At 44.9% G+C, this 26,526-nt stretch carries 28 protein-coding genes; 8 read left to right on the forward strand and 20 right to left on the reverse strand.

All coding sequences use genetic code 11. The annotated features are described in order from the left end of the window. Positions 1–118 precede the first annotated feature (118 nt). A complete protein-coding gene (locus JGK16_RS24570; protein ID WP_293178162.1) occupies positions 119–1,267 on the reverse strand; it encodes a Re/Si-specific NAD(P)(+) transhydrogenase subunit alpha in 1,149 nt (382 codons plus the stop codon). Between the two features lie 326 nt (positions 1,268–1,593). On the opposite strand from JGK16_RS24570, the gene JGK16_RS24575 reads away from it, so the two are divergent. Both JGK16_RS24575 and JGK16_RS24580 read left to right on the forward strand, forming a co-directional pair. After that, complete coding sequence (locus tag JGK16_RS24575) at positions 1,594–1,719, forward strand: hypothetical protein (protein ID WP_293178159.1); 126 nt, start codon at positions 1,594–1,596, stop codon at positions 1,717–1,719. Between the two features lie 32 nt (positions 1,720–1,751). After that, entirely contained in the window at positions 1,752–2,264 is a 513-nt protein-coding gene (locus JGK16_RS24580; protein ID WP_293178156.1) for a DUF2808 domain-containing protein, read from the forward strand. Between the two features lie 22 nt (positions 2,265–2,286). Here the strand turns inward: JGK16_RS24580 and JGK16_RS24585 are convergent, their stop codons facing one another. After that, positions 2,287–2,433 carry a hypothetical protein gene (locus tag JGK16_RS24585; RefSeq protein ID WP_293192943.1) on the reverse strand — a complete coding sequence of 49 codons (147 nt, stop codon included), beginning with the start codon at positions 2,431–2,433 and terminating at the stop codon, positions 2,287–2,289. 204 nt (positions 2,434–2,637) lie between these two features. On the opposite strand from JGK16_RS24585, the gene JGK16_RS24590 reads away from it, so the two are divergent. Both JGK16_RS24590 and JGK16_RS24595 read left to right on the forward strand, forming a co-directional pair. Continuing rightward, a complete protein-coding gene (locus JGK16_RS24590; RefSeq protein ID WP_293192945.1) occupies positions 2,638–3,906 on the forward strand; it encodes an MFS transporter in 1,269 nt (422 codons plus the stop codon). 105 nt (positions 3,907–4,011) lie between these two features. Then, complete coding sequence (locus JGK16_RS24595; RefSeq protein ID WP_293192947.1) at positions 4,012–5,595, forward strand: MDR family MFS transporter; 1,584 nt, start codon at positions 4,012–4,014, stop codon at positions 5,593–5,595. A 74-nt stretch (positions 5,596–5,669) separates the two neighbouring features. Here JGK16_RS24595 and JGK16_RS24600 read toward each other — a convergent pair whose 3' ends face one another. The 9 genes from JGK16_RS24600 to JGK16_RS24640 all read right to left on the reverse strand — a co-directional run bounded on the left by JGK16_RS24600 (position 5,670) and on the right by JGK16_RS24640 (position 14,888). Next, positions 5,670–6,437, reverse strand: coding sequence for an ATP-binding cassette domain-containing protein (locus tag JGK16_RS24600; RefSeq protein ID WP_293192949.1), 768 nt, complete (start codon positions 6,435–6,437; stop codon positions 5,670–5,672). A 157-nt stretch (positions 6,438–6,594) separates the two neighbouring features. Continuing rightward, on the reverse strand, positions 6,595–7,473 hold the full coding sequence (gene glyQ, locus JGK16_RS24605) for a glycine--tRNA ligase subunit alpha (RefSeq protein WP_293192951.1): 879 nt from the start codon (positions 7,471–7,473) through the stop codon (positions 6,595–6,597). 156 nt (positions 7,474–7,629) lie between these two features. Then, a complete protein-coding gene (locus JGK16_RS24610) occupies positions 7,630–7,965 on the reverse strand; it encodes an element excision factor XisI family protein (RefSeq protein WP_293178139.1) in 336 nt (111 codons plus the stop codon). Then, positions 7,950–8,369: a XisH family protein gene (locus JGK16_RS24615; RefSeq protein WP_293178136.1), complete on the reverse strand. Its 420-nt coding sequence runs from the start codon at positions 8,367–8,369 to the stop codon at positions 7,950–7,952. The genes JGK16_RS24610 and JGK16_RS24615 overlap by 16 nt, the downstream gene beginning before the upstream one ends. Before the next feature lie 219 nt (positions 8,370–8,588). Then, positions 8,589–11,591, reverse strand: coding sequence for a CHAT domain-containing protein (locus tag JGK16_RS24620; protein ID WP_293192953.1), 3,003 nt, complete (start codon positions 11,589–11,591; stop codon positions 8,589–8,591). Beyond that, on the reverse strand, positions 11,591–12,682 hold the full coding sequence (locus JGK16_RS24625; protein ID WP_293192955.1) for a hypothetical protein: 1,092 nt from the start codon (positions 12,680–12,682) through the stop codon (positions 11,591–11,593). Before JGK16_RS24625 ends, JGK16_RS24620 begins: the two co-directional genes overlap by 1 nt. After that, positions 12,661–13,968, reverse strand: coding sequence for a tetratricopeptide repeat protein (locus JGK16_RS24630; protein WP_293192957.1), 1,308 nt, complete (start codon positions 13,966–13,968; stop codon positions 12,661–12,663). The genes JGK16_RS24625 and JGK16_RS24630 overlap by 22 nt, the downstream gene beginning before the upstream one ends. Before the next feature lie 222 nt (positions 13,969–14,190). Beyond that, on the reverse strand, positions 14,191–14,517 hold the full coding sequence (locus tag JGK16_RS24635; protein ID WP_293192959.1) for an XRE family transcriptional regulator: 327 nt from the start codon (positions 14,515–14,517) through the stop codon (positions 14,191–14,193). Continuing rightward, positions 14,514–14,888, reverse strand: a complete 375-nt coding sequence (locus tag JGK16_RS24640) for a type II toxin-antitoxin system RelE/ParE family toxin (RefSeq protein WP_293192961.1) — start codon at positions 14,886–14,888, stop codon at positions 14,514–14,516. The genes JGK16_RS24635 and JGK16_RS24640 overlap by 4 nt, the downstream gene beginning before the upstream one ends. A gap of 149 nt (positions 14,889–15,037) precedes the next feature. Between JGK16_RS24640 and JGK16_RS24645 the strand changes: the two genes are divergently transcribed. Next, entirely contained in the window at positions 15,038–16,171 is a 1,134-nt protein-coding gene (locus JGK16_RS24645) for an Rpn family recombination-promoting nuclease/putative transposase (RefSeq protein WP_293192963.1), read from the forward strand. 175 nt (positions 16,172–16,346) lie between these two features. Here JGK16_RS24645 and JGK16_RS24650 read toward each other — a convergent pair whose 3' ends face one another. The 8 genes from JGK16_RS24650 to JGK16_RS24685 all read right to left on the reverse strand — a co-directional run bounded on the left by JGK16_RS24650 (position 16,347) and on the right by JGK16_RS24685 (position 22,531). Continuing rightward, positions 16,347–16,499: an NfeD family protein gene (locus JGK16_RS24650; RefSeq protein ID WP_293203460.1), complete on the reverse strand. Its 153-nt coding sequence runs from the start codon at positions 16,497–16,499 to the stop codon at positions 16,347–16,349. Positions 16,500–16,705: 206 nt separating this feature from the next. Then, positions 16,706–16,903: an NfeD family protein gene (locus JGK16_RS24655; protein WP_366517177.1), complete on the reverse strand. Its 198-nt coding sequence runs from the start codon at positions 16,901–16,903 to the stop codon at positions 16,706–16,708. 333 nt (positions 16,904–17,236) lie between these two features. After that, positions 17,237–17,458, reverse strand: coding sequence for a hypothetical protein (locus JGK16_RS24660; protein WP_293178115.1), 222 nt, complete (start codon positions 17,456–17,458; stop codon positions 17,237–17,239). Positions 17,459–17,794: 336 nt separating this feature from the next. Then, on the reverse strand, positions 17,795–18,262 hold the full coding sequence (locus tag JGK16_RS24665) for a GNAT family N-acetyltransferase (RefSeq protein WP_293192968.1): 468 nt from the start codon (positions 18,260–18,262) through the stop codon (positions 17,795–17,797). Beyond that, on the reverse strand, positions 18,259–18,894 hold the full coding sequence (locus JGK16_RS24670; protein WP_293192971.1) for a type I restriction endonuclease: 636 nt from the start codon (positions 18,892–18,894) through the stop codon (positions 18,259–18,261). Before JGK16_RS24670 ends, JGK16_RS24665 begins: the two co-directional genes overlap by 4 nt. Positions 18,895–18,937: 43 nt before the next feature. Beyond that, complete coding sequence (locus JGK16_RS24675) at positions 18,938–19,987, reverse strand: DUF1611 domain-containing protein (protein ID WP_293192973.1); 1,050 nt, start codon at positions 19,985–19,987, stop codon at positions 18,938–18,940. Positions 19,988–20,441: 454 nt separating this feature from the next. Next, positions 20,442–21,206 (reverse strand): Uma2 family endonuclease, encoded by a 765-nt coding sequence (locus tag JGK16_RS24680; RefSeq protein ID WP_293192987.1) that lies wholly within the window; start codon positions 21,204–21,206, stop codon positions 20,442–20,444. Positions 21,207–21,451: 245 nt separating this feature from the next. Then, complete coding sequence (locus JGK16_RS24685; protein WP_293192975.1) at positions 21,452–22,531, reverse strand: dipeptide epimerase; 1,080 nt, start codon at positions 22,529–22,531, stop codon at positions 21,452–21,454. 121 nt (positions 22,532–22,652) lie between these two features. On the opposite strand from JGK16_RS24685, the gene JGK16_RS24690 reads away from it, so the two are divergent. Next, positions 22,653–23,366: a hypothetical protein gene (locus tag JGK16_RS24690; protein WP_293178099.1), complete on the forward strand. Its 714-nt coding sequence runs from the start codon at positions 22,653–22,655 to the stop codon at positions 23,364–23,366. 48 nt (positions 23,367–23,414) lie between these two features. Next, positions 23,415–23,846, forward strand: coding sequence for an NADAR family protein (locus JGK16_RS24695; protein ID WP_293178233.1), 432 nt, complete (start codon positions 23,415–23,417; stop codon positions 23,844–23,846). 803 nt (positions 23,847–24,649) lie between these two features. On the opposite strand, the gene JGK16_RS24700 is transcribed toward JGK16_RS24695, so the two are convergent. After that, positions 24,650–25,354, reverse strand: a complete 705-nt coding sequence (locus JGK16_RS24700) for a hypothetical protein (protein ID WP_293192977.1) — start codon at positions 25,352–25,354, stop codon at positions 24,650–24,652. 316 nt (positions 25,355–25,670) lie between these two features. Between JGK16_RS24700 and JGK16_RS24705 the strand changes: the two genes are divergently transcribed. Further along, positions 25,671–26,498: a hypothetical protein gene (locus JGK16_RS24705; protein WP_293192979.1), complete on the forward strand. Its 828-nt coding sequence runs from the start codon at positions 25,671–25,673 to the stop codon at positions 26,496–26,498. Positions 26,499–26,526 lie beyond the last annotated feature (28 nt).

Genomic DNA, 26,526 nt, shown 5'->3' on the forward strand with positions numbered 1-26,526 from the left:
AGGCGGACATTGTTTGTGTAGCCGCGATTTCAATCGCCGGGGCTTCATTAGTCCGCGGAGGCGGACATTGTTTGTGTAGCCGCGATTTCAATCGCCGGGTATTCTTCCAAAAAATCATCTAACTAACGACTGAAGCCTGAGCGGCCAAAGCATCCCGCACCCGCTGGTTGCTAATTTCGCCATCACGAGCCACACAGGAACCAGCGATGATATCATCTTCAAAATTCAAAATCAGTTCCTTATCTTTCAGCATCAACTGAAGCAAAGCCGAGACATTCTTCGAGTAAGTTTCACTAGCGTGTACTGGCATCGACGACGGTAAATTAATCGGGCCGATGACATTAACTCCGTTCCATTCAACATCTTTGCCTGCTTCCGTGCACTCGCAATTCCCACCTTGTTCCGCTGCCAAGTCAACAATTATTGCTCCCGGTTTCATTTGAGAAACCATTTCTCTGGTAACTAAAATCGGGGCTTTTCTACCAGGAACTTGAGCGGTTGTAATTACTGCATCAGAAGCGCCGACGTGCTGGGTGAGCACTTGGCGGGTGTGTTCTTTAGCTGCTTCTGATAATTCTTTAGCATAGCCGCCTGCTGCTACAGTTTCTTCTTTGAGTTCGACATCAATAAATTTAGCGCCCAAACTTTGCACTTGTTCTTTTGTTTCCGGGCGGATGTCAAATGCTTCGACGACTGCGCCCAAACGACGTGCTGTGGCGATCGCCTGTAAGCCCGCAACGCCCACACCCATCACCAATATTTTCGCGGGGCGAATTGTACCCGCCGCTGTTGTCAACATCGGGAAATATTTCGGTAATGCACAGGCTGCAATCAGTACGGCTTTGTAGCCGGCGACGTTGGCCTGGGATGATAGTGCATCCATGCTTTGGGCGCGGCTGGTGCGCGGAATCATTTCCATGCTGAATGCAGTTATTTTGCGATCGGCCAACCGCTGTACTAACGCCGGATTTCCCAAGGGATTCAAAAATCCGATGAAAACTCCTCCTTCGCGAAGTTGGTGAACTTCTGATTCTTTGAGCTCCCCGATTTTGACGACGACATCGGCTTCGCCCCACAGCGTAGCGGTATCGGCGACAACACGAGCTCCGGCTTCTTCGTAAGCAAGATCCGAGAAAAAGGATTTTGCACCCGCACCCGCCTCAACCCAAACTTCGACGCCTTGTTTGACTAATCGGGCTACAACGTCGGGTACTAAGGCTACCCGGCGTTCCTCTGCTTCGACTTCTTTGGCGATCGCTAATTTCATGGACTCTCCTTATACTCTAGACACAGACATAGACAGGGCGGTTGAAACCGCGTCTACACAGACAAAACCTGACGGGAGCAGGTTGAAATTCAAATTTCCCAGTCGGCGTCCGGCGGACATCGTTTGTGTAGGCGCGATTTCAATCGCTGGCTGTCTTCGTTTGTTTGGCGTGCGACTTCAATCGCTGGCTTCTCACGTTGATACTAAAGCCGATCCCCAAAATTACACTCGCTTCTTTAACTTGTCTTATAGATTCAAATTCACTAAACTGTTAACCTTGCAGCCCAGGGTGATATGATACAATGCTGCCTAATTCGGTAGTTTGAATGTCTGTTGTCAGTATTATTACGCAAAAAAAAATTGAGCGAGCGCGGGCGTTTCGGCTGAGAGAATTATTGAGAAATTCGGTATATTGTAGGCTCGATCGCAAATTTCGGGCGATCGATATTTAAGCTTCACCAGCAGTTTGATTAGAGGAGTGATTATGAAACGATTATTTTCAGCACTAGCAGTTACAGGTTGCTTGCTGACAGGCTTACCGGCCATCAGTTTAGCCCAGTCGATGCCCGGATTCACGATTTTCGGCGGCCCAGAACGCGCCAACCAGTTAAACTATCGCTTGGATTACGGCAAAGCCGGAATGGTTGGCGACAGATACCGGCTGCGAATTCCTTCCAAAAAAGTAAGTTTGGCGATCGCCCAACTCAACATTACTTATCCAGACTATTACAAAGGCGAATTCGACCAAAAAGACATTAAAGTGCGCGTCAAAGACAAAACAATAGCATTGCAAGAAGTAATCTGGGACAAAGAAAATCGATTCATAGAAATTTATCCCGCAGAGCCAATTCCTGCCGGTAACAACGTTGAAGTTGTCCTCTCCAACGTCAGAAACCCAAGTCCGGGCGGAATGTACCATTTCAACGTCCGCATTCGCACTCCTGGGGACGTTCCATTGATGCGTTATTTAGGGACTTGGCTGTTGAGCATTGATTGAGGTTCCCGGAAGCAAATTTTAGCTAAACAGGCGATCGCGACAGAAAGATATCACTGTGGCGATCGTTTTGCTGTAGGGAAGAAATTAACAAGATAATTCGCGATCGCACCGATGGCCAGAAACCGGGTTTTTTCTCAAAAATACTAGATTGCAGCCCGCAGATACGCAAAAAACCCGGTTTCTTTGCAAGGAGTGCATAAACCCTGAATACTCAAATCCTAATTTTCCGAAATCCTAAAATAGAACCAGAGGCCCATACCGCAATTGTATTTGATTCGTAAAATAAGTCTATGGTAATTCCCCGATGGTTGCCCTAACTAATTAGACGTATGCTCCGGGGCGCTACCATACAAAATATTGACGAAACTGATACATGAATCTTCTAGCAAAAATCAAAAAAATCAAACTTCCGCCAGCACTGCGATCGCAAAACTACCGCCTATTTTTTGCAGGACAAGGCATCTCGCTGATTGGCAGTTGGATGACCCAAGTTGCTACAGTGTGGCTGGTCTACAATTTAAGCGATTCACCTTGGATGCTGGGCGTAGTCGGATTTACCAGTCAAATTCCCACATTAATCTTACTGCCTTTTGCCGGAGTTTTAATCGATCGCACGAATCGGCACCGAGTGATAATTGCCACTCAAATCTTAGCGATGGTTCAATCCTTAGCCCTAGCATTTTTAGCGCTAACAGGAGTCATCAACATTTGGCAAATCCTGATACTGAGTTTCTGTCAAGGAGCAATCAACGCCTTTGACGCGCCCGCACGGCAAGCTTTTGTGTCCGAGCTCGTAGAAAAAAAAGAAGACTTAGCAAATGCGATCGCCCTCAACGCTTCCATGTTCAACGGAGCGCGACTCATCGGCCCAGCAATTGCCGGATTAGTGATAGGTACAGTCGGCCCGAGTTATTGTTTTCTGCTGGACGGAATCAGCTACATCGCCGTCATTGCAGGCTTATTAGCAATGAAGATCAAACCCCGTAAAATAGCAGCAAGCAATACCAAACCCTTACAAAGATTAAAAGAAGGATTCGATTACGCCTTCGGATTTCCCCCGATTCGAGCCATCTTACTGCTATTAGCATTAGTCAGCTTCGCCGGAATGTCCCACACAGTATTAGTCCCAATTTTTGCCACCAAAATTCTCAACGGCGGCCCGCAAACCCTCGGATTTTTGATGGCAGCTTCCGGAGTCGGAGCATTTGCAGGCGCGATTTATTTAATCGGACGAAAAAGTATCGTAGGCATCGGCAAACTGATTGCAATTTCGCCAGCAATCATGGGATTTGGATTGATTGGTTTTGGCTTGTCCCGCATTTTGTGGCTGTCATTAATCATGATGTTGTTTGTAGGATTTGGTTTCATCATCCAATTTGCCGGAGGAAACACATTTTTGCAAACAATAGTAGAAGACGACAAACGTGGCAGAGTAATGAGCATCTACACGATGGCATTTTTTGGAGTGACACCGTTTGGTAATTTAGTAGCAGGTGGAATGGCAAATTATATCGGCTCTCCCAATACAGTCATACTTGGTGGTATAATTTGTATTTTAGGTTCAATATTTTTTACCAGACAGTTGCCAGCTTTAAAAAACTTAGTCAGACCACTTTATCAAAAAATGGGTTTAATTTCCTAAAAAATTGGTAAACTTCTCTCCTTCTTGATTCCCCTCTCTTACTCTGCGCCCTCTGCGCCCTCTGCGGTTAAAACATCCAAATTAATTACACCAGAGGTTAAACCAATGGCAAATACCAGTGCAATTCCCCAGCAACAGAGCGACGATCGCGTTCCCCTAAAAACCTGGATCGGCGTCATGGGAACAATTCTCGGCGCATTCATGGCAGTTTTGGACATCCAAATCACCAACGCTTCTCTCCGAGATATTCAAGCAGCTTTAGGCGCAACATTAGAAGAAGGTTCTTGGATTTCCACCGCCTATCTAGTCGCAGAAATAGTCGTCATTCCGATTACGGGTTGGCTGTCGCAGGTGTTCTCAGTGCGCCGCTACATCTTGGTAAATGCCGCTTTCTTTGTCTTCTTTTCCATGTGCTGCGCTTGGGCGTGGAATTTGACTTCAATGATTGTATTTAGGGCTTTACAAGGATTGAGTGGCGGAATTTTAATTCCGATGGCTTTTACGTTTTTGCTGACCAATTTGCCGCCCAAAAAGCAGCCGATTGGCATGGCGATGTTTGCACTGACAGCGACTTTTGCACCATCGATTGGCCCGACATTGGGAGGTTGGCTGACGGAGAATTACGGCTGGCAATATGTCTTTTATTTAAACTTGGTGCCGGGGCTGATGCTGCTAGCTGCTGTGTGGTATGCCGTCGCCCCTGCACCGTTGCGGCTAGAACTGCTCAAAGGTGGCGACTGGTGGGGAATTGCCTCAATGGCGATCGGCTTGGGTTCCCTCCAAGTTGTGTTAGAAGAAGGCAGCCGCAAAGACTGGTTTAGTTCTGATTTTATTGTGCGTTTAAGCATAGTTGCTGCTATATTTCTCGGCGCTTTTTTCTGGATTGAACTAACTCGAAAAAAACCGTTTATTAATCTACGACTGCTAACTCGCCGCAATTTCGGCTTAGCAACTATTGTCAATGTTTCGTTAGGTGTAGGATTGTACGGTTCGGTGTTCATTTTACCACTGTATTTAGGTCAGATCCAGCAGTACAATGCCATGCAAATTGGCGAGGTAATTATGTGGGCTGGCGTACCGCAGTTATTCATCGTGCCGGTGGTGCCGAAATTGATGCAGCGCATCGATATGCGGTTGCTAATCGGTATAGGTGTGAGTTTGTTTGCGGTGAGTTGTTTTATGAATGCCAGCATGACTCACGAAACGGGTATCGATCAGTTGCGTTGGTCGCAATTAGTTCGCGCTGTCGGGCAGCCTTTAATTATGGTGCCGCTGTCAACGATCGCAACTGCTGGTATGGAGAGACACGAGGCTGGTTCGGCTTCGGGTTTGTTTAATATGATGCGAAATATGGGAGGTTCGATGGGGATTGCGGCCTTAGCAACTTTGGTGACGCAGCGCGAGCAATTTCACTCGAATCGATTGGGGGAATCTGTTTCTTTGTACAATCCGGCGACGCAGGAAAGACTTAATCAAATGACTCAGTATTTTGTGAGTCGCGGTGCTGATTTGAGTGTGGCGAAAGAACAGGCAATTAAGGCGATTGATGGTTTGGTTCGTCGGGAAGCTTATGTGATGGCTTTTAATGATTGTTTTTACTTTGTGGGAATTGCTTTGTTGTTAAGCGGGATTGCTATTTTGGGTTTTCAAAAGGTGAAACCGGGTGCTGGTGGTGGGGGTGCTCATTGAGATTCAGCGCTTTCTTCTATATAAAAAAGCGCTGAAGCGCAACAACGTACCTCAAGAAATGTTTTTTAGTTTATTCACCATTCTTGTTGGGCTTCTGCTTCTGCTTGGATTAAATTTTGTCGTAGTTGCACCCAATCTATTTGATTAGATGGCAAATCTTCGATGAGTTTTCCGCGCTGTAAATGCAGAATTCTGGTGCTAAATTGCTCGGATAATTCTAATTGGTGATTGACCATTAAAATTGTGGTTTGATTGTTAGTTAGCTGTGTCAATACTTCCAAAAGGTTGGCGGCTTTTCCTGCATCGAGGGCGGATGTTGGTTCGTCTAAAAGCAAGATTTTTGGTTGTAGAATGATGCCGCGGGCGATCGCCACTAACTGCTTTTGGCCCGTGGAAAGCTGCAATTCCGTGCGATCGAGTAATTCTTGGGGTATCCGCAGTTGTGCGATCGCCCCGCTAATTCTCTCAGCAATGTTTGATGCAGTCACACCCCGCAGCTTCAAAGGATAAGCCAAAGCTTCCCGCACCGACATCCCCAACAGCTTCGATTCCTGTAGAATCAGGGTAATTTGGCGCCGAAGTTCGATCGCCGGAATTTGCCGGTAATCTGTATTTTCCAGATAAATCGAGCCAGTCGTGGGGCTGCTGAGTCGGTTGAGCAACCGCAACAGGGTAGTTTTCCCAGCCCCCGAAGGGCCGACAATTGCGACGCGAGCTCCCTTGTGTACCTGAAACGAGATATTGTCCAATAAGTAGCTAGAGGCGATCGGTGTTTTAAAACTTACACCATCAACCCGCAATTGAGGAGTAGTTTCTGGATAATTTTCAGAATAATTAGGCATTAAATTAATTTAAAATATGATATTTCTGCAAGCAAATATGTGTGTAGGGGCGAAGCATTACCGCAATCAGCATAAGATTATAACTAATAACTTATATGCGGTAATGCTTCGCCCTCTTCAAAACCCAGATGCACCCGAATTTCACATTACTTACTTCTCAAACCTTCACAGCTTTCTCCAATGGGAAACCCAACTGTTCCCGCTGTTCCAAATAAAGCTGAGCCACCCGCCGCGCCAAGTTGCGAATTTTGGTAATGTACCGAGTTCTCTCCGTTACCGAAATCACACCTCTAGCATCGAGCAAATTGAAAGTATGCGAACATTTTAACACATAATCAAGACTAGGCAAAACCAATCCTTTCTTAGTCAATTGTTCTGCTTCTTGTTCGTACAGCCCAAACAAAGTAAACAGCAATTCAGGATTGGAAGCTTCAAAGTTATAAGTACACTGTTCTATTTCTCCTTGCAGGTAAACATCGCCGTAAGTAATGCCATCTGTCCACTGGATTTTGGTCATCGCATCGACTTCTTGCAGATACATTGCGAGGCGTTCTAGCCCGTAGGTAATCTCAATCGAAACCGGGCGACAATCAATGCTGCCGCACTGTTGAAAATAGGTAAATTGAGTGATTTCCATGCCATCCAGCCAGACTTCCCAACCCACGCCCCAAGCGCCTAAAGTTGGAGATTCCCAGTTATCTTCTACGAAGCGAATGTCATGGTCTTCTGGTTTAATTCCTAATGCTCTCAGCGAGTCCAAATAGATTTCTTGGATATTAGGAGGAGATGGTTTAATCAGGACTTGATATTGATAGTAATGTTGGAAGCGATTCGGATTTTCGCCGTAGCGTCCATCGGTGGGGCGGCGACAGGGTTCGACGTAGGCGACAGACCAAGGTTCAGGCCCAATTGCTCTGAGAAAAGTGTGGGGATTCATGGTTCCTGCACCTTTTTCTGTGTCGTAGGATTGGGCGATCAGGCAGCCTCGATCGCTCCAGAATTTGTTTAAGGTGGCAATGACTGATTGAAAGTTCACTGGTTTAAATCTGGTTAGTAAGTGTCTAAACTTATTTAAGCATACTCAAGGCAGGGTTTATTGAAATAAACCCTGTATCGCTGGCTATTTAAGTTCTTTTTCAGGTATATTGTATCGATCGAGTTATTGCGATCGATGGCTTCTGGGAGGCGATCGCTAAACCGCCTGAAACACCACTGGGCTAGCACTATTTTGATAATCAAGACCAGTCATAATATGCTCTGGTTGGATACCTGCGACAATCAGTGCAGGGGTTAACCCTTCCTCAAAGTTATCTTCTTCAATGATGACATGGCGATCGACCAAGCGAGCGTGAAACAGAATCGTGTCCATCCAGCGTTGCTTATCCCAACCTGTAGCGAGAATCAGGAAATGACCTGAATCGGTATCGCAGACAGGATAAAGCTGAATCGCTTGTAAGCGAGGTTGCGATCGAGTTGCTTCTTGTAGCGTTTGTTTCAGGATATCTGCATAATTTAGTGAGCGATCCATTGAACAATAGCCTCCTGGTCTGGTTCGTAAACTAATAAGTTAATTCTATTCCGTTGAACGGCTAGCTGAAAAATTGGTTTTTGGAAATGTCGAATATAGATGGTTTGACTGATAGCTAGGAACAACTGCCGTTTCTGCTCTTGCTCCTCCAAGGCCCATTGGTAAAGCTGAAGCTGTCCCATCGTTTTTTCCAATTCATTAATTACGGAAGGAGAGTCGAAGTCTTTGATTTCCACAGCTATTTTCCGTTCTTCTTTTTCTGCTGCGAAAATCTTTTCTGCTCCTAAATCAGGTTTCAAGAGCGTTTGTTCTAACACTAAGATTAAGGGGTCATCCGTAATTGTCCACCCATCTTTTTCGAGAGTGTGGCGCAGGGATAGATGTAAATTATCGCGTCTAGACATTAGTTATCAAAGCTGGATATCTAGTTATATTTTAGCACTATTTGACAGAATTTGCCACAGCTTGATGAGTGACGAAAATTTAGAGAATCATTTCACTCCTTAATATCGCTGGATATTTAAGTTCTTTTTTCAGGTATATTGTATCGTTCTCAAGTTGCTGGGGTTTGAAGGCAAGGTGAGCGTTCGGAAAGTGGGTTCCAGGGCAAGCTGTTACCCAGATTACTGGGAAATAGGTTTCAATCCCATTGGTCTCCAATCACCAGAAGGAATAAATGCAGCCCAGTAGTAGGGATGCTGATAAGTTTCACTCTTGAGCATCTCTAATTGAGTCTGGCGCAGTGCCTCACTCCGTCCCTGATTGTTTAGCAATCGGTTGTAGTATTTCACCATCAAGTCTTTAGTCCCATTATCATCAACTTTCCACAAGCTGATTAGCTGACTCTCAGACCCTGCAATTACTAAAGCCCGACGCAAGCCATAAATACCTTCGCCAGTGGCATCTTTTCCTATACCCGTATCGCAGGCAGACAACGCCACCAGTTTTGTCCCGACGAGGTTTAGGGTAGTGACTTCTAAGGCGGTGAGAACGCCATCTTCATTACCTCCGCCCTGCTGCTTTTTGAACCCAGATAGAACTAATCCTGAAAGCAGCAGAGGATTGTCATTAATGGTATTTTGATTGGATTGAGAGCGTGACCCATCTTGAAAGAAACCGTGCGTGGCAATATGAAGAATCTGAGGGCTTTTTACCTGTTTGATTGCACTTTCCGTAGCTTGGGAATGTAGTAGGGGGTTAATTTTAAAAAGAGATGCTATTGCCCTTGCTTCTTCTGCTGTACCTGATAGGGGAGAAAATATTATTTTGGAAAGGTCGATCGAACGGGTATTGTTGTTGTTGCTACTAATGGTAGCGACTTCACCAGGGCGATCGAAATAGGGGTCAGCTATGACTACTGGTGGCTGTTGGCTAGGAGATGAGATTTGCAGTCGCAGCAAGTCGCGCCCGGAGGTGAGGTAAGTAAATGAATAGTTTTCTACTAAGTATTGGTTATTTTCATCAACTAATGCTTCAAAGGGAATGAGATTGAGTGCGCCATCGGGGGAGAGGAGGATTTTGTCAGTATTTCCCAACAATTTTCGCACGGGCTGCATGAGGAGTCGATCCAAATTACGTGCAGATTCTTGCAGTTGAGAGATAGGAGTGTTTTGATCGGCCAAAGATTGACGGAATAATTCTAGGGATTTCTCAATTTTATTGGCTTCGCCTAAGTCGATAGCTTGGATATTTCCACTGGAAGTCAGGATGTAGGCGGCGTAATGAGGTTCGCCAAAGCGTTGATTTAGTTGTGCTTTGGGATTGACAGGTTGATATCGCACAAATTCTACTAAAGCTGCATCGGTTGGAATTAATTTTTGAATTTTTTCTAACGGGACGGATTGGGCAAGAGTGCGGAATTCTGCACTGCGACGACTGAGTTGGTCTTCTAGCTGTTTGGCTCGATCGTCAATGTCAGAAACTCGCTGGCGGTATTCTTGCAGTGGAAGTTTCTCGGGTTGATTGTAAATCAGGGTTGCAAGTTGGCTGTAAGTATTGGATAGGTTATCAATTAATTTCTGGCTTTCTGGGTCATTGACACGCTGGCGCAAAATTTGCAGGCTATTGGTGAAGATATCTAAGATGCGTCCTTTGCGTTGGAAGATGGTGGTTAGTGCTAAACGAGCAGCTTGTGAGTTGTTGGGAACAGCATTGAGGTGCAGGGAGATATTTGCATTTGTAGTCCCAGAGACAGTTTTAATGTAATCGCGCTTCTGGCGATCAAACCCTGCTGCGAGGTTGTAACTGAGGTTTTGTTCTTCTACCTTTATACCTTGAGCCTGAAATTCTAGGGTGCGATCCGTATTGCCTTGCCTCCAGTACAAAGCTGCCAAATTATTTAAGCTGATTGCCACATCTGGGTGTTCTTTGCCCAACAAGCGCTGTCTCATCTCCAAAGCTTGGCGAAAGAGGGGTTCAGCTTCACTGTAGCGTTCTTGACTGTCGCACAACAATGCCAAATTATTCAAGCTGGTGGCTATATCTGGATGTTCGTTACCCAACAAGCGCTGTCTCATCTTCAAAGCTTTACGATAGATAGGTTCGGCTTCGCTATAGCGTCCTTGGCTTGCGTACCACAATGCCAAATTATTTAAGCTGTTTGCCACAGATGGGTGCTCGTTACCCAACAGGCGTTTGTTCATCTCCAAAGCTTGGCGAAAGAGGGGCTCAGCTTCACTGTAGCGCCTTTGGCTGTAGTACAACCCTGCCAAATTATTTAAGCTGGCGGCTATATCTGGATGTTCGTTACCCAACAAGCGCTGTCTCATCTCCAAAACTTTACGATAGAGAGGTTCGGCTTCGCTATAGCGTCCTTGGCTTGCGTACAAAAATGCCAAATTATTCGAGCTGGTTGCCACAGATGGGTGCTCTTTACCCAACAGGCGCTGTCTCATCTCTAAAGTTTGCCGAAAGAGGGGTTCAGCTTCACTGTAGCGTCCTTGCTGTGTGTACGATAATGCCAAATTATTCAAGCTGATTGCCACAGATGGGTGTTCTTTACCCAATAAGCGCTGTCTCATTTCTAAAGTTTGCCGAAAGAGGGGTTCAGCTTCACTGTAGCGTCCTTGACTGTCGTACAATAATGCCAAATTATTTAAGCTGGCTGCCATATTAGGATGCTCGCTACCCAACAGGCGCTTATTCATCTCTAAAGCTTTGCGGTAGAAAGCTTCTGCTTCACTGTAGCGTCCTTGGAGTGCGTACAATGCTGCCAAATTATTCAAGCTGGCTGCTACATCTGGGTGCTCGTTACCCAACAGGCGCTGTCTCATCTCCAAAGCTTTACGATAGAGAGGTTCGACTTCTCTGTAGCGTCCTTGGCTTTCGTACAATGCTGCCAAATTATTCAAGCTGGTTGCCACAGATGGGTGATCCTGTCCCAGAACCTTTCTACGAATAGCAAGCGCCTGCTCTGCTAGGGGAATTGCCTCATCGTACTTGCCCTGCTTATAAAGTTGTACCGCTTGCTCGTTCAATCGTTCTGCTTCCGCCAATTCATCTGATTGAGCAATGACACTTCCAGAAATTACCTGCCCTTTCGCCAACTCTGGCACAAAAAACCATAAACCAGCAATTCCCAACCAACTCATCAAAGCCAATGTTTGCTTCACTCTCAACTTACTCATCAGGAAATCCTCCCTTTCAGATCATCTAATTTTTGCTGTAATTTCTGTACCTTTCCTTCATCACCCAGCACCCGATAACTACTCTGCGCTTCCTGATATCGCTGCAAAGCATTTTTCAATTGGTCGAGGGTTTCCTCAACTTCGCCCAAACTCTCTTGAATCATGGCTTGTGCTTCCCAATTCTGTTCTGCCTTTGCCAAGTTCAATCCAGTTAAATATCGTTCTTTCGCCAACGAATTTAACCCCACCTGCTGGTAAATACTGCCTAATAGCTGATAAAATGCGGTGGCTTGGTTCCCCTGTTTGACTGCTTTCTCCAAGACCGCAATTGCCTCAGCATTCAACTGATTGCTTCTGTACAGATGTGCCAGCGCCAACACTTTTGACTTGTCACTTAAGGGCTGCTGTTGTAACTGTGAAATCTCCGTTTTAACCCGCTGCGTATCCGCGTCGCTTAGTACAGTAAATCCAGGGTTATCCTTATCTTTAGTCGAAACACCATTATTAGTCGCAATCGTCACCCAATAACGCTTCCCAGCTTGCAGCACTTCGTTTCCAGAATAAACAACTTGTGGCTGGCTAACCTGGGTTTTCCAATTCACACCAGGCCCCGATACCTGAACCTGATAGCTAGCCGCACCTGCTACCATATTCCAAGTTATGGTTGGCTGGCGAGTCAAAATATAGGTGTTTCGAGGACTAATTAAGTAGGGAATTGTGGGGTCGTTGGCATTGCGAGTTTCACTGCGGTTGCTGTTAGGTCTTCTGAGAACTGCTTTAGTTGCAGATGTGCAGCCTTGGGAAACCAGGAATTCTCCTCTAGACTGAGGATTCCAAGTCAATAAGTTATTGCAAACCACTGTCACCCCTGCACCTTGTTGCAGTCGTAACTTATCTGAAGGATTTAGGTTCTCACCCCCATAAGCTCGTTGGTATTTTCCCCGACCATCTCGCTTAATTTCAACTGTTCCTTTAACCTCAGAAACAAAAATCAATCCCTCTTCTTTGGTAAATCCAGGCGTGGATATGCTAACTATAAATAAACTAAAAAAGATTCCAATTAGCCTGCTTATTTTGTTGGGTTTGTGCATTTTTTTCCGGCTTTGCTTAATTTTTCTTGGGATAGATGCAACCAAGTATCTTCATCAGGATTAAGTCTCGAAGCAAGCTGACAGCATTTAAGCCATTGTTCCAACGCTTTCGGTTTTTTTTGTTTGTCCAAAGCTTGTGCTAACAAGCAATGTGCCGCACCAGGATTACTGATGTACTTTGCCGCTTCTGGGTTATTGGTAATCCCAATCGCTGCTTGCAGGGTTAGTCGCGCCTCTTCATACCTGCCTTGCTCCAATCTTACCCAACCCAGGTTTTTAAACAAGCTATACCGAAGTTCAGGATCGCTATTTTGCTTTTGCGCTAACAAAAGACCTTTTGCCAGTATAGAAGCTGCCTGTGGATATTTTTTATCCTGAATCTGTAAACGACCTAAGTTATTATAAGCGTCTGGCAAATTGCCCGCAACAGCAATTTGGTATTCCTTCTTAGCTTTTTCCAACTCCTGCCACTCTTCGTAGAGATTACCCAGATTGTAATGAGCGTCAACATTATCTGCATTCAGAGCAATTGCTTTCAGGTAATCCTGTTCAGCTTCTCCTAAATTCCGTTCAGTATAATTCTTTAAACCGTTGCGGTTATAAAGATTAGAAATCAAGGGTAAAGAAAGCCAAATACTAATTAAAGTTAGGAATAAAAGCACAGCAGATACCAATTTAGCTTCCTCTCGGTACTGTTTAGAAATATTCAACTTTTCCAGTAATTTATCAAAGCCTTCTTGACCTGCTTTGGTAAGTTCGCTACTAGCCTGTAGTAACGCGAAAATACTGGGTAAAATAACAGCAGCAGCTCCTCCAAATCCGACTCCCCCACTGAGAAAGCGAGTGGCAATATTCACCAGGAAACTAAGGTTAGCAGTCCAAGCCGCAACTGTCAGACCTTTCCACAACCAATCCCAAACATCCCAAGGGTGGGGAGGTGCTAAGCTTTCGAGTTTCCACCACCAGGCTTCTGCGGGAGGACAAACACTTTCACGCCACTGAGCAAATTGCTCAATTGTTTTGCAATTAACGGCTTTGGTAATCAGTTCGGCTTGTTCCCTGAGAGCAGAATCTAACTCAATAACTTGCTTCAACCCGCTGGTAGGAATAATTTTTTGCTCCTTTAAAGCCACCTGCACGGCATCCCGTGCCTTCAAAACTTCCAGAACTTGTTTAACCTCAATCGAAGAGCCAGCCTGTTTCAGGCTCTCAATTGCTGCTTCATAACACTTAAGAGTCGTATCTAGCTGATTCCTCATAATCTGTAAGTTGTCTTCAGCGTTCATTAATAACCTCGATCGCCCTTTCGTCGCACAAATCACTATAATCCGCGCGAATCCGCCTGCACCTGCGGTTAAAAAATCCTTTTCAACGCCAACTAACGCTCAGAAATGCCTCTGCTGAATTATAACACATTGACATACTCCCCGGCGTGAACGGACGGGGATTCTAAGTTCTAACTGCCATTATGAAAGCGATATGATTTAAGAATCTTCAATTCAAAAGTCCTATAGCAATATCACAGTTTCAGCAGATTGATTTCCCCCATTACGAGGGCGAAGATGTAAGGTGATTTCCGTATCGAGTCGCTTCAGAAAAATCAGTAGTTTTCCTTCGCTGAACCGTTGAAACTCTCCGTCCATTAAATGAGATACTTCTGGCTGTGGAATTCCAAGTAATTCGCTCATTTCACGCTGTTCTAAGTTGCGCTGTTTTAACAGACGAAGTACCTGAATTCCGATTTTACCCCGCGCAAAAAGTTCGTCAGCATCTGCCAATCCCAGGTCAGCAAATACATTACCGCTGCTTTCTTCAAAAATGGTTTCTTCTGTCATAATTTTTCCTCCCTCGCTAGTGCGTTTTGATAGCGTTTTTTAATTAAGTCAACATCAGCCTGTGGAGTTTTAATCCCTTGCTTTGATTTCTTTTGAAAAGCGTGCAACACATAGATTGTTTCACCAATTTTTACAGCATAAACCGCCCTGTAAGTATCCGTATCGTAACGTTTGACAATTTCATACACACCGCTTTCCACCCCTTTAAAGGGCTTGGCTGACAAAGGTGTTTCCCCAGCTTGCACCAGTTGTAGGGCATAACCTACCGCTTTTTGTACCTCTTCAGGAAACTCGCGGATATTTTTGCGAGAGTCTCCCATCCAAACAAGAGGTCGTAAAGGCACTTCTATAGTATCTTTGTTATCGACCATTTTATACTAAATTTCCTGTAAAAACAAAGTTAGACAATAGCATAAAATGTTGCCCAGCCTAAAAATCTATTTCCCAGATAAAGGGTTCTTGTGTCATAGTTATCTCTTGGCATGGTATAGTTTCCATCTTCGACTCCCATCGACAACTCATGAAAACAGACACCATTTTCTACAGCCTGTTTCAAGAATTTCCCAGCTTCTTCTTTGAACTAATCGATCGCCCTCCAGAAGAAGCCGCCGCCTACGAATTCACCTCCCGCGAAATCAAACAACTGGCATTCCGCATCGATGGCTTATTTCTGCCCACAACCGAAGCACCCGAAAAACCATTTTACTTGGCGGAAGTTCAGTTTCAACCCGATCCAGACTTGTACTACCGCATCTTTGGCGAGCTCTTTCTCTATCTGCGACAATACAAACCCGTCAATCCTTGGCGCGTCGTTGTCATCTATCCCAGCCGCCGCATCGAACACGAACAGATGCTGCAATTTCAGGAACTCCTAACCAGTCAGCGGGTGCAACGTATTTACCTCGATGAATTGCCAGAAGCCGCAGATCGATCGCTGGGAGTGAAAATTGTTAAACTGGTAATCGAGCCAGCAGAGACAGCCGCAGAGCAAGCACGACAGTCGATCGCAATGGCCCGACAGCAGTTGTCCGATCCCAGCGTTTTACGTGATTTAATCAACCTCATCGAAACAATTATCGTCTACAAACTCCCCCAGAAAAGCCGCGAGGAAATTGCCACCATGCTAAATTTAAGCGAACTCAGACAAACTCGATTTTATCAGGAAGTCAAGCAAGAAGGTTTAGAAGAAGGACTCGAACAAGGTGGACAACAGGCGAAGTTAGAAGCCATTCGTCGGATGATCGCGTTTGGAATGAATTTAGAGACGATCGCACAATTATTAGATCTGTCTCTGGAATTTGTGCGGCAAACAATTCACAAAATCCAACGGGAATCGATGTCGCTCCCCGAACAAAAGATTGACTCGTTGATCGAACTATTAAATCAACAGCGATCGCTCTTTTCTGCCGCACAATTAACTGAACTAGCGCAGCTAATTGAATCCTTATCCGATGAGAGCGATGTCCTTTCAGAAGCGATTTCATCCTGGGCTGAAAATTACTCTTCAATTCAGGAAGCTCAATCCAAACTGCTCGAACCATTACCGCCGATCGCTAAAACATCAGAAACAGCAGCAGTCAGTCCAGAAAGTAGCGAATCTGAAATCGGCGATCGCCCCAACAAACAAGCTCTCAAAAATGCCATTTTATTGTAGCTATAATCCGGCGGTTGAAACCGCTACTACACAAACAAAGCCCGGATGGTGCGCGGGCTAAGAAATAAAGGGGGTACTTAAGCCTAATTGCCGCTCAACAACAGAACAGTAAGAGCCCCGACTTCTTGAAGAATTCGGGGCTCTTACCGTGAAAAGGTTTAGATTACTTTCTCTTTTAGTCGGCGGGAGTGAGGGAAACTAAAAGAGTGATTTTGTCAACGCCGATGACATAAACAGTATCTCCGGGTGTGAGGGTGATTTGGCGATCGCACCGTGCGGGCCACCAGCTACCTTGGAAGCGGACGCGACCTGTTTGATTCGGGTAAATCGATTCATCGACGACTGCTTCTTCGGATGTAGTTGTCCACTAACATATTGTTTTCTGTGCTGTAGGTGTGAACAGAAAAAATCGCACCGAAAGCTTTTGCTAAGTTAAACATTTCCCTGACTCCTTTTGTATTAAAATATATCGAAGTTTAATCGCCTGTTTCTGCTATTTGAAAGGTCGCATTTCCTAGTTGTTCATCCTCTGATTTAGTCTGCGGGAGTGAGCGAAACTAACAGAGTGATGCTGTCAACGCCGATGACATAAACCGTGTCTCCGGGTGTGAGAGTGATTTGGCGATCGCACCGTGCGGGCCACCAGCTACCTTGGAAGCGGACGCGACCTGTTTGATTCGGGTAAATCGATTCATCGACGACTGCTTCTTCGGATTGTTGGCTGTGCTGTATCCTTGAGTGGAGAAGATAGAGCCGAAAGCTTTTACTACGTTGAACATAATATTTACTCCTGTTGTGTTACAATAAATGGATGTGTAATTGTCGGTTTCTGCTATTTGAGAGGCTGCATTTCCTCGGTTGAGATTGATTGATTGTCCTGATATTTCATTGTTCTTGTCTTTCCTTCTTTTATCCGGATCGAAGCCCAAGAATTTTTGAAATTTAGAAGGGATTTGAGAAGCGGTTGCGGGAGTTTAAATTCGGTAATTCCGAGGTATTGAATTAACGATTTAGTGGTTGAGCCGTGGGTGGGATTTACCTCAAGGGTAGATGTGGTTATCTACACTAGGGATTGGCTGATTCCGCATTACTGCTGCTGTGAAGATGTTTTATTTTTGGGGTTGCTTTTTTGTGATTGGGCTGTGACTCGTTTGCTTGACACTTACTAATTTCCCAGGAATCGAATGTGTTTGGTGCGATCGCCCTGACACTTTTATCGTCTGGTACTGGCACAGGACACTCGTCAGCCTGCAAACAACGATTTATCAATAGTTTCAGCCTACTCATCTGACTGGTAGCTGTGCCAATTTAGGCAACTGGACTACCGCAGGCTGTGAATCCTGAGTTTACGCAAAGTCGATCGGGCAATCCGGAACATCCATACATATCTAGTGCGTGAGTCAGAGGTTCGTAGTGAGGACTTCAGTCCTCTCTCGTCTGATGAGGACTGAAGTCCTCACTACGAACCGATTTTAAGTTCGTAGTGAGGACTTCAGTCCTCTCTCATCTGATGAGGACTGAAGTCCTCACTACGAACCGAGCCTGTAATCCCAATTATTGAACAGATCGAACTTAAAATCAATTCATAAATTCAGAATCTCAAATTCATAAAAGTCATAATTATCAAGAACCTGCTTGATACTGCATAATTGTTACCGGAAGTCTGAATAAAGTTTTACCTAACTGAGACAAACCGAACTTGAATTTCAGGGACTGCGGCAAATCTTGCACGGAAACTTCTACGAAGCCAAAGCGGGTATAAAATGATGCGAGCCGCTTTCCCAAACATTCTAAATATAGCGGTTCTGTAGCCTGTTGAATTAAATGTTTTGTCAGGTAAATGCCCAAACCGCGATCGCGCCAATCCTTCGCCACCACCAAACTACCCAACTCTTCCGCGCCCGTAAACTTCCGCAATTGTCCGCAAGCAGCCAATTTCCCCTCACATTCGATCACCCAGAATTGCTCCCAGCGCAACTGAGTCGGATCGAGTTTCGCACTCCAAACTAACATTCTAATTGATTTGATATCTCGCTCCGACGCTTGGCGGATTGTGCATCCAGATGGTAAGGAAACAGAACTTGCAATCATGAGTTATAGCTGGAAACTACAGCAGCGATTCGTTTGAAAATGCGAAAAACTTCGTAAAGTTCGTTGCCGGGATTCTGAATATCAAACAACTTAGATAAAGCATACTGCGGTGTATCTTGTTTAGTCACTTTAATGAATCGGAAACTGCTGCCATTAGTCAGCAGCCCAAACGTTGGTTGTTCTGAATTTGGGTCATTCAGCATATAAAATAGCAATTGAGGAAGTCCAGCTTCAACGGAATATTGGGATCGCTTGGCTTCGATCGCCACAACCCAAAAAGATTGCAGCAATAATAGGACATCTATGCTGCCCCTAACAATTATATCTTCATCTTCGACAATCAGTTCAACAGATTTTTCACATTCTATGTGAAAGGGAGTTAGGAAAAAATCTGCTACAAATAGCAAAGGAGCTAGTACCACCATTTTTACAGTATCTTCTAGGAAAGGGTATGAGGTACTATTGATATAGCCTGCTTTTACCTTGTCGAGCGATCGCTTTTCGACCTCACTAATTTCTGGCAAATCATCAATCCATTCTCGGAAAAATTGCTCGTCTTCAGACAACTGTAGATTAAATTTTGTTTGGACATCACCGAGTGTCAGTGCTTTTGCTTGAATGCTTTGTGTCATAGTTTTCTGTAGCTCAGAGCTATTTGTAACTTATTGTAGCATATCAATTGGCGATCGCCCCCAGCAACACGTCAGCGCCAAACCGCACCGGATCGGTACAAGGCAATCGCGTTTCTGCTTGAATTCCTGCTATTGCTAACAGCGCTTCTGCATCAGTTAAGTGATGAGTATTGAGAGCGATAGCACTGACTTTTGCCCCAACAAAAGCACCCGCAGCAGGGGCCACCATTTCGTACAATTCAACCACTTTCAACAAACTCGGAATCGATACGTGCGGGTGATTGCGAATGTGAATTTGTCCGGCTCGGTGCGCTAAAATTAAGTGAGTTGGCTGCGCGCCCCGCAACAGCGGCAGAGTCGCCGTCGAACCCGGATGCAATAGCGAACCTTGCCCTTCTACGTGCAGAATATCGCAGTCAGAACCTAATTTCAATACCATTTGTTCGACAGCACCGGCGGCGAAATCAACTCGAACTGCATCCAATGCAAGGCCTTCATTTCCGATCATTAAACCCGTTTGTCCGGTTGCTAAAAATTTGGAACGCCAACCCCGCTGCAAACAAGTGCGATTGAGTTCCAAACTGGTTGACATTTTGCCAACGCTCATATCTGTACCGACAGTTAACACGCGGCGACAGCTTAATTTAGCAGCGGCGGCAGAGGCGATCGCCCCAACAGACTTCGGTTCCTGACGCACGTCCCAAATCCATTGATTTTCGGTTAACGGAACCGTTATCAAAGGTGCAAGTTTCGCGTGCAAACCGTTGACAACCGACAAACCTGCTGCTACCGCTTGATTAATTTCTGGCAGCCATTCCGGCGGCAAAACACCGCCGGATGGAGCAATACCAATTAGCAGAATATCCGGCGCAAATTGCAGTGCTTCTGCAACGGAAGCAACGATCGGTAATTGTTGAGGAATACCAGTTAATTCAGATAAAGATTTTCCCGGACATTGGCGGTCAATTACTGCTACAATTTGTGCTTCACTGTAGCGCAAAAATGCTAAGCCTGTTTTGCCGGAAGTGCCGAGAATTCCCTCGTGCAGCAAGATAGCAACTTTGCCATTTTTGATAGGATAGTTTTCAGTCATTGATTCAGTGTAGTCGCCTCGTGAGTGAGGGCGTGTTTATAGAGATTGTGGGAGCATCTCATTTTTGCATTTACAGTGTTCCGCTCAAAAAAGGTTCGTAGTACGGACTTCAGTCCGCTCTTAAAAAAATGATTCATTCCGCTCAAAAAAGGTTCGTAGTACGGACTTCAGTCCGCTCTTAAAAAAATGATTCGTTCCGCTCAAAAAAGGTTCGTAGTACGGACTTCAGTCCGCTGCAAAACTGAGATACTCCCGATATTGTGGATGTGAATCAAAGATTGTTGGTGAAACCCGCTCCTACAAGTATTGTGGTTAATTTACCGGACATTATATCAACACTGCGGACAGTTTCACGGATTACATATCCGGGCGACGGGGGCTAGAAACCCGGTTTCTTAGAATTTTGCGTTTAGTAACGATAAATCTAGGAAGAAACCGGGTTTCTGATTGGCGATTACTGGTTCAAAGCATTCGGATCTTCTCCCAATTCTCGCAATCTGGCTTCTAGTCGCGAGGCTCGCTGTTGAGCAGCTTCTGCTTGTTGTTGAGCAGCTTCTGCTTGTTGTTGAGCAGCTTCCTCAGGTAACAGAATTAGATTGCCAGATTCGTCGTAGAAACGCACCCAAGTTGCTGTTTCTCGATCGACAATTCCGTCCCAAGTCCCCAACCAAAAGCCCAAACTTTGGCTCCACAGCCAACCCCGATCGTCGGGGACTAACGGCTGATAGCGTTGATTGTTATCTAAACGCCATCCCTGCAAAGAATTCGCATCGAAAGGATCGAATACAAAATAATCAGGTGTTCTGAAAACCTGCTCGTAAATATCCTTTTTTTTGCCTATATCCTCATTAGCCGTTGATGGTGAAAGCAGTTCCACAATGATATCCGGGTAACGTCCGTTTTCATCCCAAACTACCCAGCCTTGTCGGGAAGTATTGCCGTCAACACCCAACACAGCGAAAAAATCTGGGCCTCGATAATCCCGATTGCGAACCTGTTGGGCACTGAAGTAGATAAACATATTGCCACCGACAAAAAAATCGTTCCGGTTAGCTAAACCTTGTTCTGCCGAACGGATTAAAACGGTCATTGCTATGCGGTGGCGGTTGCTTTCCATTTCTGCACCATCATCAAAGATTAAATCAGTGGGCGGCTTGTGTTCTTCAAAAAAAAGCTTGGCTTCTCTATCAATTCCCTGTCCTATTGATTCTACTGGCATCATAGTATCTCCAGATTTGTTTTGATCGAAATTCATGGTTTTAAAACGCTCGTCTTTAGGTGGAATATTTTTAGGGTTGGCTGTAAATCCCCATCCTGAAAACCTCGTGCTTCCTCTATCAACTGTCAACTGTAAGTAAGGTGCGTCGCTCATCAATGGTCGATTTTTATTTGTGATGGTTGGTGGCGACGCACGCTACAACTGTCAACTGTCAACTGTCAACTGTCAACTGTTTAACGATATTTCTATTCTACAAGGTCAATTCGCTGCACTCCCAATCCCGATCGCCCATTTGGCAGCAAACACCCATTTTCAACGACTGCGCCGCTGAAAGGATCGTCTAGTAAATTCAAGTGACTGTCCAAATCCAAGTAATCAGCGAGGGGAGAAAGTTGTGCTGCTGCGGTATTTGTGATCGCACTATCGGAATAGCAGCCGAACATCACTTGCAGATTGCAGGCTTTGGCTGTGTGAATCATCCGCATAGCTTCGCTCAATCCGCCGGATTTCATCATTTTGATATTGATGCCGTGGACGCACTGTGCTAACTTGGGTATATCAGAACTATTAAAGCAACTTTCATCAGCAAAAATTGGCAAGGGCGATTGACGGTAAAGTTCCGAGAATTCAGCCATATCCGCGACTGGTGATAGCGGTTGTTCGACATAATTTATGTTATATTTTTCCAGCCAGCGACACATTTCTACTGCTTCTTTTAAACTCCAACCGCCGTTAGCATCAACACTAATTTGAATGTTGGGTGGTGCTTCGTCTAATACTGCGATTAACATAGCTTTGTCGGCTTCAATTCCTGCGGGATTTCCCAACTTGATTTTGACAGCGCGGTATTTGATGCTGGCGGGATTTGTCCCATCTTTGCCAAACCAATCGCGCACTCTGTCTCTCGCACTCCTCGGCGAATTTATGCCGATGGTGACTGATGTGGGGACAATGCGCGATCGATCTAATCCCCACATTTTCCACAGCGGGAAGCCTGCTTTTTTGCCCAGCCAGTCGTGCATTGCCATGTCGATGCCGGCGCGGGCGGCGGAGGGTAACTCGATTTCTGTGAAGATTTGTTCGACTTTTTGGCGATCGCACGGAGTAAACTTTTCTAGTAGCGGTGCAACTTCCTGCAATGCTGCTAGCAGACTCTCGGTAGTTTGGGGCTTAGAACCTGTGGAAAAGGGCGATGCTTCTCCCCAACCTTCGATACCTTCGTGTGTTAATTTTACCCACAAATTGGTACTTTGGGCTGTTGTACCGCGGCTGATGGTAAGTGCAAACCGCTTGCGGACAGTGAAGGTTTGAATTTGAACGCGCATTTTCAGTTATTAGTATTTTTTTATACAGAACAATCAGCAGAGACGGATAGCGCGGATGTTTGCATTTTTTATTTTTTACTTTATAGTTTTATTTTGCTTGTTCTAGTTTACCAAAAAGTCGATGAAATTCATTATTTCTGTTTCGCCAAAGAGAGTTGCCTTCTCTCTTAGCATTTGGGTGCTCTTCTTTGCTGTTGCTGGTTTCACCGTACAAGTTCTGCGCTACGGTTTTAACTATCGCGAACGCTGGATTCATTTGTTTAATTTAGACAGAGAAATAAATTATCCCTCGTGGTACTCGTCATTTACTTTACTGTTTTGCGGGATTTTGCTAGGTATTATTGCTGCTGCCAAGCAGAAGCAGGGCGATCGATATTTTCGGCATTGGAAGGCACTAGGGTTCATCTTTGTATTATTCTCTTTAGATGAAATCTTGAGCCTGCATGAAATATTAATTATTAACGACTTGCGAGAGTCACTGAATTTAGGGGGATTTTTTTACTTCATTTGGGTAATTCCGGGGGCGATTTTTGTTGCAGTTACTGGGCTGACTTATCTCAAGTTTCTCTGGCACTTACCCCGAAAAACCAGGGATTTATTTCTACTCGCAGGCAGTATATATGTAGGTGGAGCGCTTGGCATGGAAATGGTTTGCGGTTATTATGCAGATGCGGTAGGTCAGCGAACTTTGATCTACGGTTTGCTGGCTTCGGTTGAGGAAATTTTGGAAATGGTGGGAACGATCGTATTTATCTACGCTTTGTTGTCTTACATTGGTTCCCATCTTGAAAATATTGATTTGCAGTTTAAGATAGTGGAGAATCAAGATAGGTAAAGCTGGCCGTAGACCCAAGTTATTATGGCGGTTGAAATCGGAGACATTATGACTATCTACTTTTACAGCACTCGCAGCGAATACGGTAGTTTCTCTAACTTTTCCCGTCACGGATTCAAGTTAGACGGAGAATACTGGCCGACTACCGAACATTATTTTCAAGCACAAAAGTTTCCCCAAACGGAACACTGCGAGCAAATTCGCCAAGCAAAAACGCCGAAAGATGCAGCAACAATGGGGCGCGAACGCTCTCGTCCCCTGCGCCAAGATTGGGAACAAGTCAAAGATGATATCATGCGAAAATGCGTATTACGCAAATTTGAAACTCATGCCGATATCCGCGAAATTTTACTCGCTACCGGGGATGAAGAAATAGTCGAAAACGCACCTGGAGATTACTATTGGGGTTGTGGGAAAGATGGCAGTGGCAAAAATATGTTGGGACAGATTTTAATGGAAGTGCGAGAAATTTTGCGATAGTGTATCTGGGTTTGACAAATATATCTGTAGGGGCGAAGCATGACCGCAGTCAATATGAGATTAGAACTAATAACTTATATACGGTCATGCTTCGCCCTCTTCCAAAACCAGATGCACCCTTTTGCGAAAAGGCACGTAGCGAGTAAAACATAACCTACAAGTTTGTAGTCAGGACTTCAGTCCTTTCTTTCTAAATTCAAGAGGGAGGACTAAAGTCCTTACTACGAACCTATGATAAAGCAGGACTTATTTAATCCTAAGTCCTGCAATGCTGCTAAGCGAGCATTTCCTCAATTTTATTAAACAAGGTAACTCAAACATCCGCCTGACCACCTGTCAAATTGTGTGCCAATCTCCTCAGGCTGTTCTAGTAGAGGGTTTAGCCTCTCCTCAGAGACTGCAAAGCAGGGGAAACGGTAAAAACCCTGCACCACTTTTTGGTTTTGACAACTACTGTCAACCAGAATTAACTTTTATCGTGGTAAGTACAGCATTTTTCGCCAGTCGCCTCCCGGACACCGTTCTCCTTAGGTTGGCGATTCACAGGTAAAACAACAAAACTCCTGTTCTGGTTAAGGTTGATTTTTTATTTATGCTGTATGTTTCTATTCTCTGCGATTTCTCTAAATTGTGACCTGTTGTACAGAATTCTTTACACTTTTTCGATCTAAAAGATGCTGTTTTTGTTTTGATTAAGAGATCGATCGCACTTTTGGAATCCTCTCTCAGACTTAGGTTCGGGGATCGCAGCTTAAGTGAGTTTTCAGCGAATTATAAGATTGCGGACTGTTAAGATTTTTGAGTTATTTGGCTGCATTCGCGCCCAACTGCCGCCGTTGCTGTTGAATTCGGTTGAATTCTTTTTGTTCTTCGCACAGCAACGTATTGTCGATCGGCGATCGCATATCCCACTGCAACTCTGAGAGTAACAGCAAACATCCCGCCATAATTATCCCTGTGGTTAGATATTGCCAAGGGGCAACGAATGTTAATAGAGGTATGCTAAATAAATGAGTTAGCCCGATGAGGATAAAAGTGCGCGATCGCAAACCGAGTCCAGTACAAAAATAGCCGATCGCGCTCAACCCCAACCACAAATCGCACAGATGCAGCAACCAAAATCCCCAACCCGCAAAAATACTGCAATCCGTCAAAATCAAACCAGAAATCATCAAAATCGCCCAAGAGTAAAGAATCCAGCTAACCCGCTCAACCTTTACCCAAAACAAAGTCAAAACAGCCATGATCGCAGTGCCAATTAGAGTCACTGTTGACCACAAAATCGCCTGAAAGCTCCAACTAAGCGGGACAAACTGAGCCGTGAAAAAAATCCCCGCCGTCACCAAAGCCCAAAGCAGAAAAGTTTGGTCAATGCGGGTATAAAATCCTGAGAAAAGAGTAATATCTCCGACTTGCCAGCGGAGGCGCAACAGGCCTGCGAGATCTTGTACGTCGAGATGTTCTTGTTTGGAGCGGATTAGAGGTTCACAGGGGTTGAAAAAGGTCATCCGGTGTGGTTTAAAATATCAAGTTTTGCGTATTGTAACAAAACGTCAAGAAGATTTTGCAGATTTTTATATCCTTTTTTGTAGTTCTCCGGCTCTGCCTGGGGAGGTAGATCCGGAGGCTCTGCCTCCCGCGAATCAGAGACAAGCTAGGCAGAGTCTCTGGATATTGGTTCCCAGACAGAGCCGGAGAATCAGGGACGGGCAAGATGCCCATCCCACAGGAGTTCGATCGATTTTGTTGGTCGATTCCCGATATACGTCAAAATAGACGTACAATATAAAAAGTAAATTACATAAATATAATTAAGGAAAGAATATGAAAGCCAATCCAGGGGGCGAAATTGCTTCAGCCGAAGTCATGGGTAGAGACAAGCTAATTTCTGATTTATGGGGGATTTTAGAGCAGCAAAGTGTGATGTTGAGTGCTGAAAGAAGGATGGGGAAAACTTCGGTAATTAAGAAGATGCGATCGGAAGCTACCGCAAATAAGTTGCCGATTTATCGCGATTTGGAAGATGTAAAATCGCCCATAGAGTTTGTCAACACAGTCTTTCTGGATGTCAAAGCACATTTAACACCTTTGAATCGCACCACTAAGAAGACTCACGAATTTTTAAGCAAATTGGGAGGAGCAGAATTTAGCGGTTTCAAATTACCCGATATTGCCGCGCCTCACTGGAAAGCATTGCTGATTGAAACGATCGCAGATTTGGTAGAAAATCAAGACAGCACACTCATCTTCTTTTGGGATGAACTCCCATATATGCTGCGTAACATCGGTGATGAAGCGGCGATGGAATTGCTCGATACTTTGCGATCGCTCCGCCAGATGTATCCTCGTGTTAGAATGGTTTATACAGGTTCGATCGGCTTACATCACGTAATTGCCGATCTGAGAAAAGTGGGATATACAAACGACCCGACTAATGATATGTATCCCCAAGATGTGCCGCCGCTATCGACTAAAGATGCAACTATTTTAGCACGAAAATTGCTGGAAGGCGAGAATATTTTGACACCGGATATCCAAGGAACTGCTGTTGCGATCGCCGATGAATTAAGTAACATTCCTTGGGAGCATCCCACTTTTGCAATCAGTATAAATACTCAGACAATTGTCTGTCTGACTAAGTTGATGGCATAATAGAAAGCAAATAAATTACCATAATCCA

Origin of the sequence: Microcoleus sp. PH2017_09_SFU_O_A (genome assembly GCF_020738625.1) — a bacterium.
In the GTDB taxonomy this organism is placed as follows: domain Bacteria; phylum Cyanobacteriota; class Cyanobacteriia; order Cyanobacteriales; family Microcoleaceae; genus Microcoleus.

Bases quoted from the DNA above. Each gene is read 5' to 3' on its own strand.
- JGK16_RS24695 (WP_293178233.1), top strand. From the start codon at position 23,415: ATGACTATCTACTTTTACAGCACTCGCAGCGAATACGGTAGTTTCTCT.
- JGK16_RS24675 (WP_293192973.1), bottom strand. From the start codon at position 19,987: ATGACTGAAAACTATCCTATCAAAAATGGCAAAGTTGCTATCTTGCTG.
- JGK16_RS24580 (WP_293178156.1), top strand. From the start codon at position 1,752: ATGAAACGATTATTTTCAGCACTAGCAGTTACAGGTTGCTTGCTGACA.
- JGK16_RS24670 (WP_293192971.1), bottom strand. From the start codon at position 18,894: ATGACACAAAGCATTCAAGCAAAAGCACTGACACTCGGTGATGTCCAA.
- JGK16_RS24635 (WP_293192959.1), bottom strand. From the start codon at position 14,517: ATGACAGAAGAAACCATTTTTGAAGAAAGCAGCGGTAATGTATTTGCT.
- JGK16_RS24590 (WP_293192945.1), top strand. From the start codon at position 2,638: ATGAATCTTCTAGCAAAAATCAAAAAAATCAAACTTCCGCCAGCACTG.
- JGK16_RS24640 (WP_293192961.1), bottom strand. From the start codon at position 14,888: ATGGTCGATAACAAAGATACTATAGAAGTGCCTTTACGACCTCTTGTT.
- JGK16_RS24620 (WP_293192953.1), bottom strand. From the start codon at position 11,591: ATGAGTAAGTTGAGAGTGAAGCAAACATTGGCTTTGATGAGTTGGTTG.
- JGK16_RS24700 (WP_293192977.1), bottom strand. From the start codon at position 25,354: ATGACCTTTTTCAACCCCTGTGAACCTCTAATCCGCTCCAAACAAGAA.
- JGK16_RS24705 (WP_293192979.1), top strand. From the start codon at position 25,671: ATGAAAGCCAATCCAGGGGGCGAAATTGCTTCAGCCGAAGTCATGGGT.
- JGK16_RS24600 (WP_293192949.1), bottom strand. From the start codon at position 6,437: ATGCCTAATTATTCTGAAAATTATCCAGAAACTACTCCTCAATTGCGG.
- JGK16_RS24690 (WP_293178099.1), top strand. From the start codon at position 22,653: ATGAAATTCATTATTTCTGTTTCGCCAAAGAGAGTTGCCTTCTCTCTT.
- JGK16_RS24685 (WP_293192975.1), bottom strand. From the start codon at position 22,531: ATGCGCGTTCAAATTCAAACCTTCACTGTCCGCAAGCGGTTTGCACTT.
- JGK16_RS24595 (WP_293192947.1), top strand. From the start codon at position 4,012: ATGGCAAATACCAGTGCAATTCCCCAGCAACAGAGCGACGATCGCGTT.
- JGK16_RS24665 (WP_293192968.1), bottom strand. From the start codon at position 18,262: ATGATTGCAAGTTCTGTTTCCTTACCATCTGGATGCACAATCCGCCAA.
- JGK16_RS24660 (WP_293178115.1), bottom strand. From the start codon at position 17,458: ATGAGTAGGCTGAAACTATTGATAAATCGTTGTTTGCAGGCTGACGAG.
- JGK16_RS24570 (WP_293178162.1), bottom strand. From the start codon at position 1,267: ATGAAATTAGCGATCGCCAAAGAAGTCGAAGCAGAGGAACGCCGGGTA.
- JGK16_RS24575 (WP_293178159.1), top strand. From the start codon at position 1,594: ATGTCTGTTGTCAGTATTATTACGCAAAAAAAAATTGAGCGAGCGCGG.
- JGK16_RS24645 (WP_293192963.1), top strand. From the start codon at position 15,038: ATGAAAACAGACACCATTTTCTACAGCCTGTTTCAAGAATTTCCCAGC.
- JGK16_RS24630 (WP_293192957.1), bottom strand. From the start codon at position 13,968: ATGAACGCTGAAGACAACTTACAGATTATGAGGAATCAGCTAGATACG.
- JGK16_RS24680 (WP_293192987.1), bottom strand. From the start codon at position 21,206: ATGCCAGTAGAATCAATAGGACAGGGAATTGATAGAGAAGCCAAGCTT.
- JGK16_RS24610 (WP_293178139.1), bottom strand. From the start codon at position 7,965: ATGGATCGCTCACTAAATTATGCAGATATCCTGAAACAAACGCTACAA.
- JGK16_RS24625 (WP_293192955.1), bottom strand. From the start codon at position 12,682: ATGCACAAACCCAACAAAATAAGCAGGCTAATTGGAATCTTTTTTAGT.
- JGK16_RS24615 (WP_293178136.1), bottom strand. From the start codon at position 8,369: ATGTCTAGACGCGATAATTTACATCTATCCCTGCGCCACACTCTCGAA.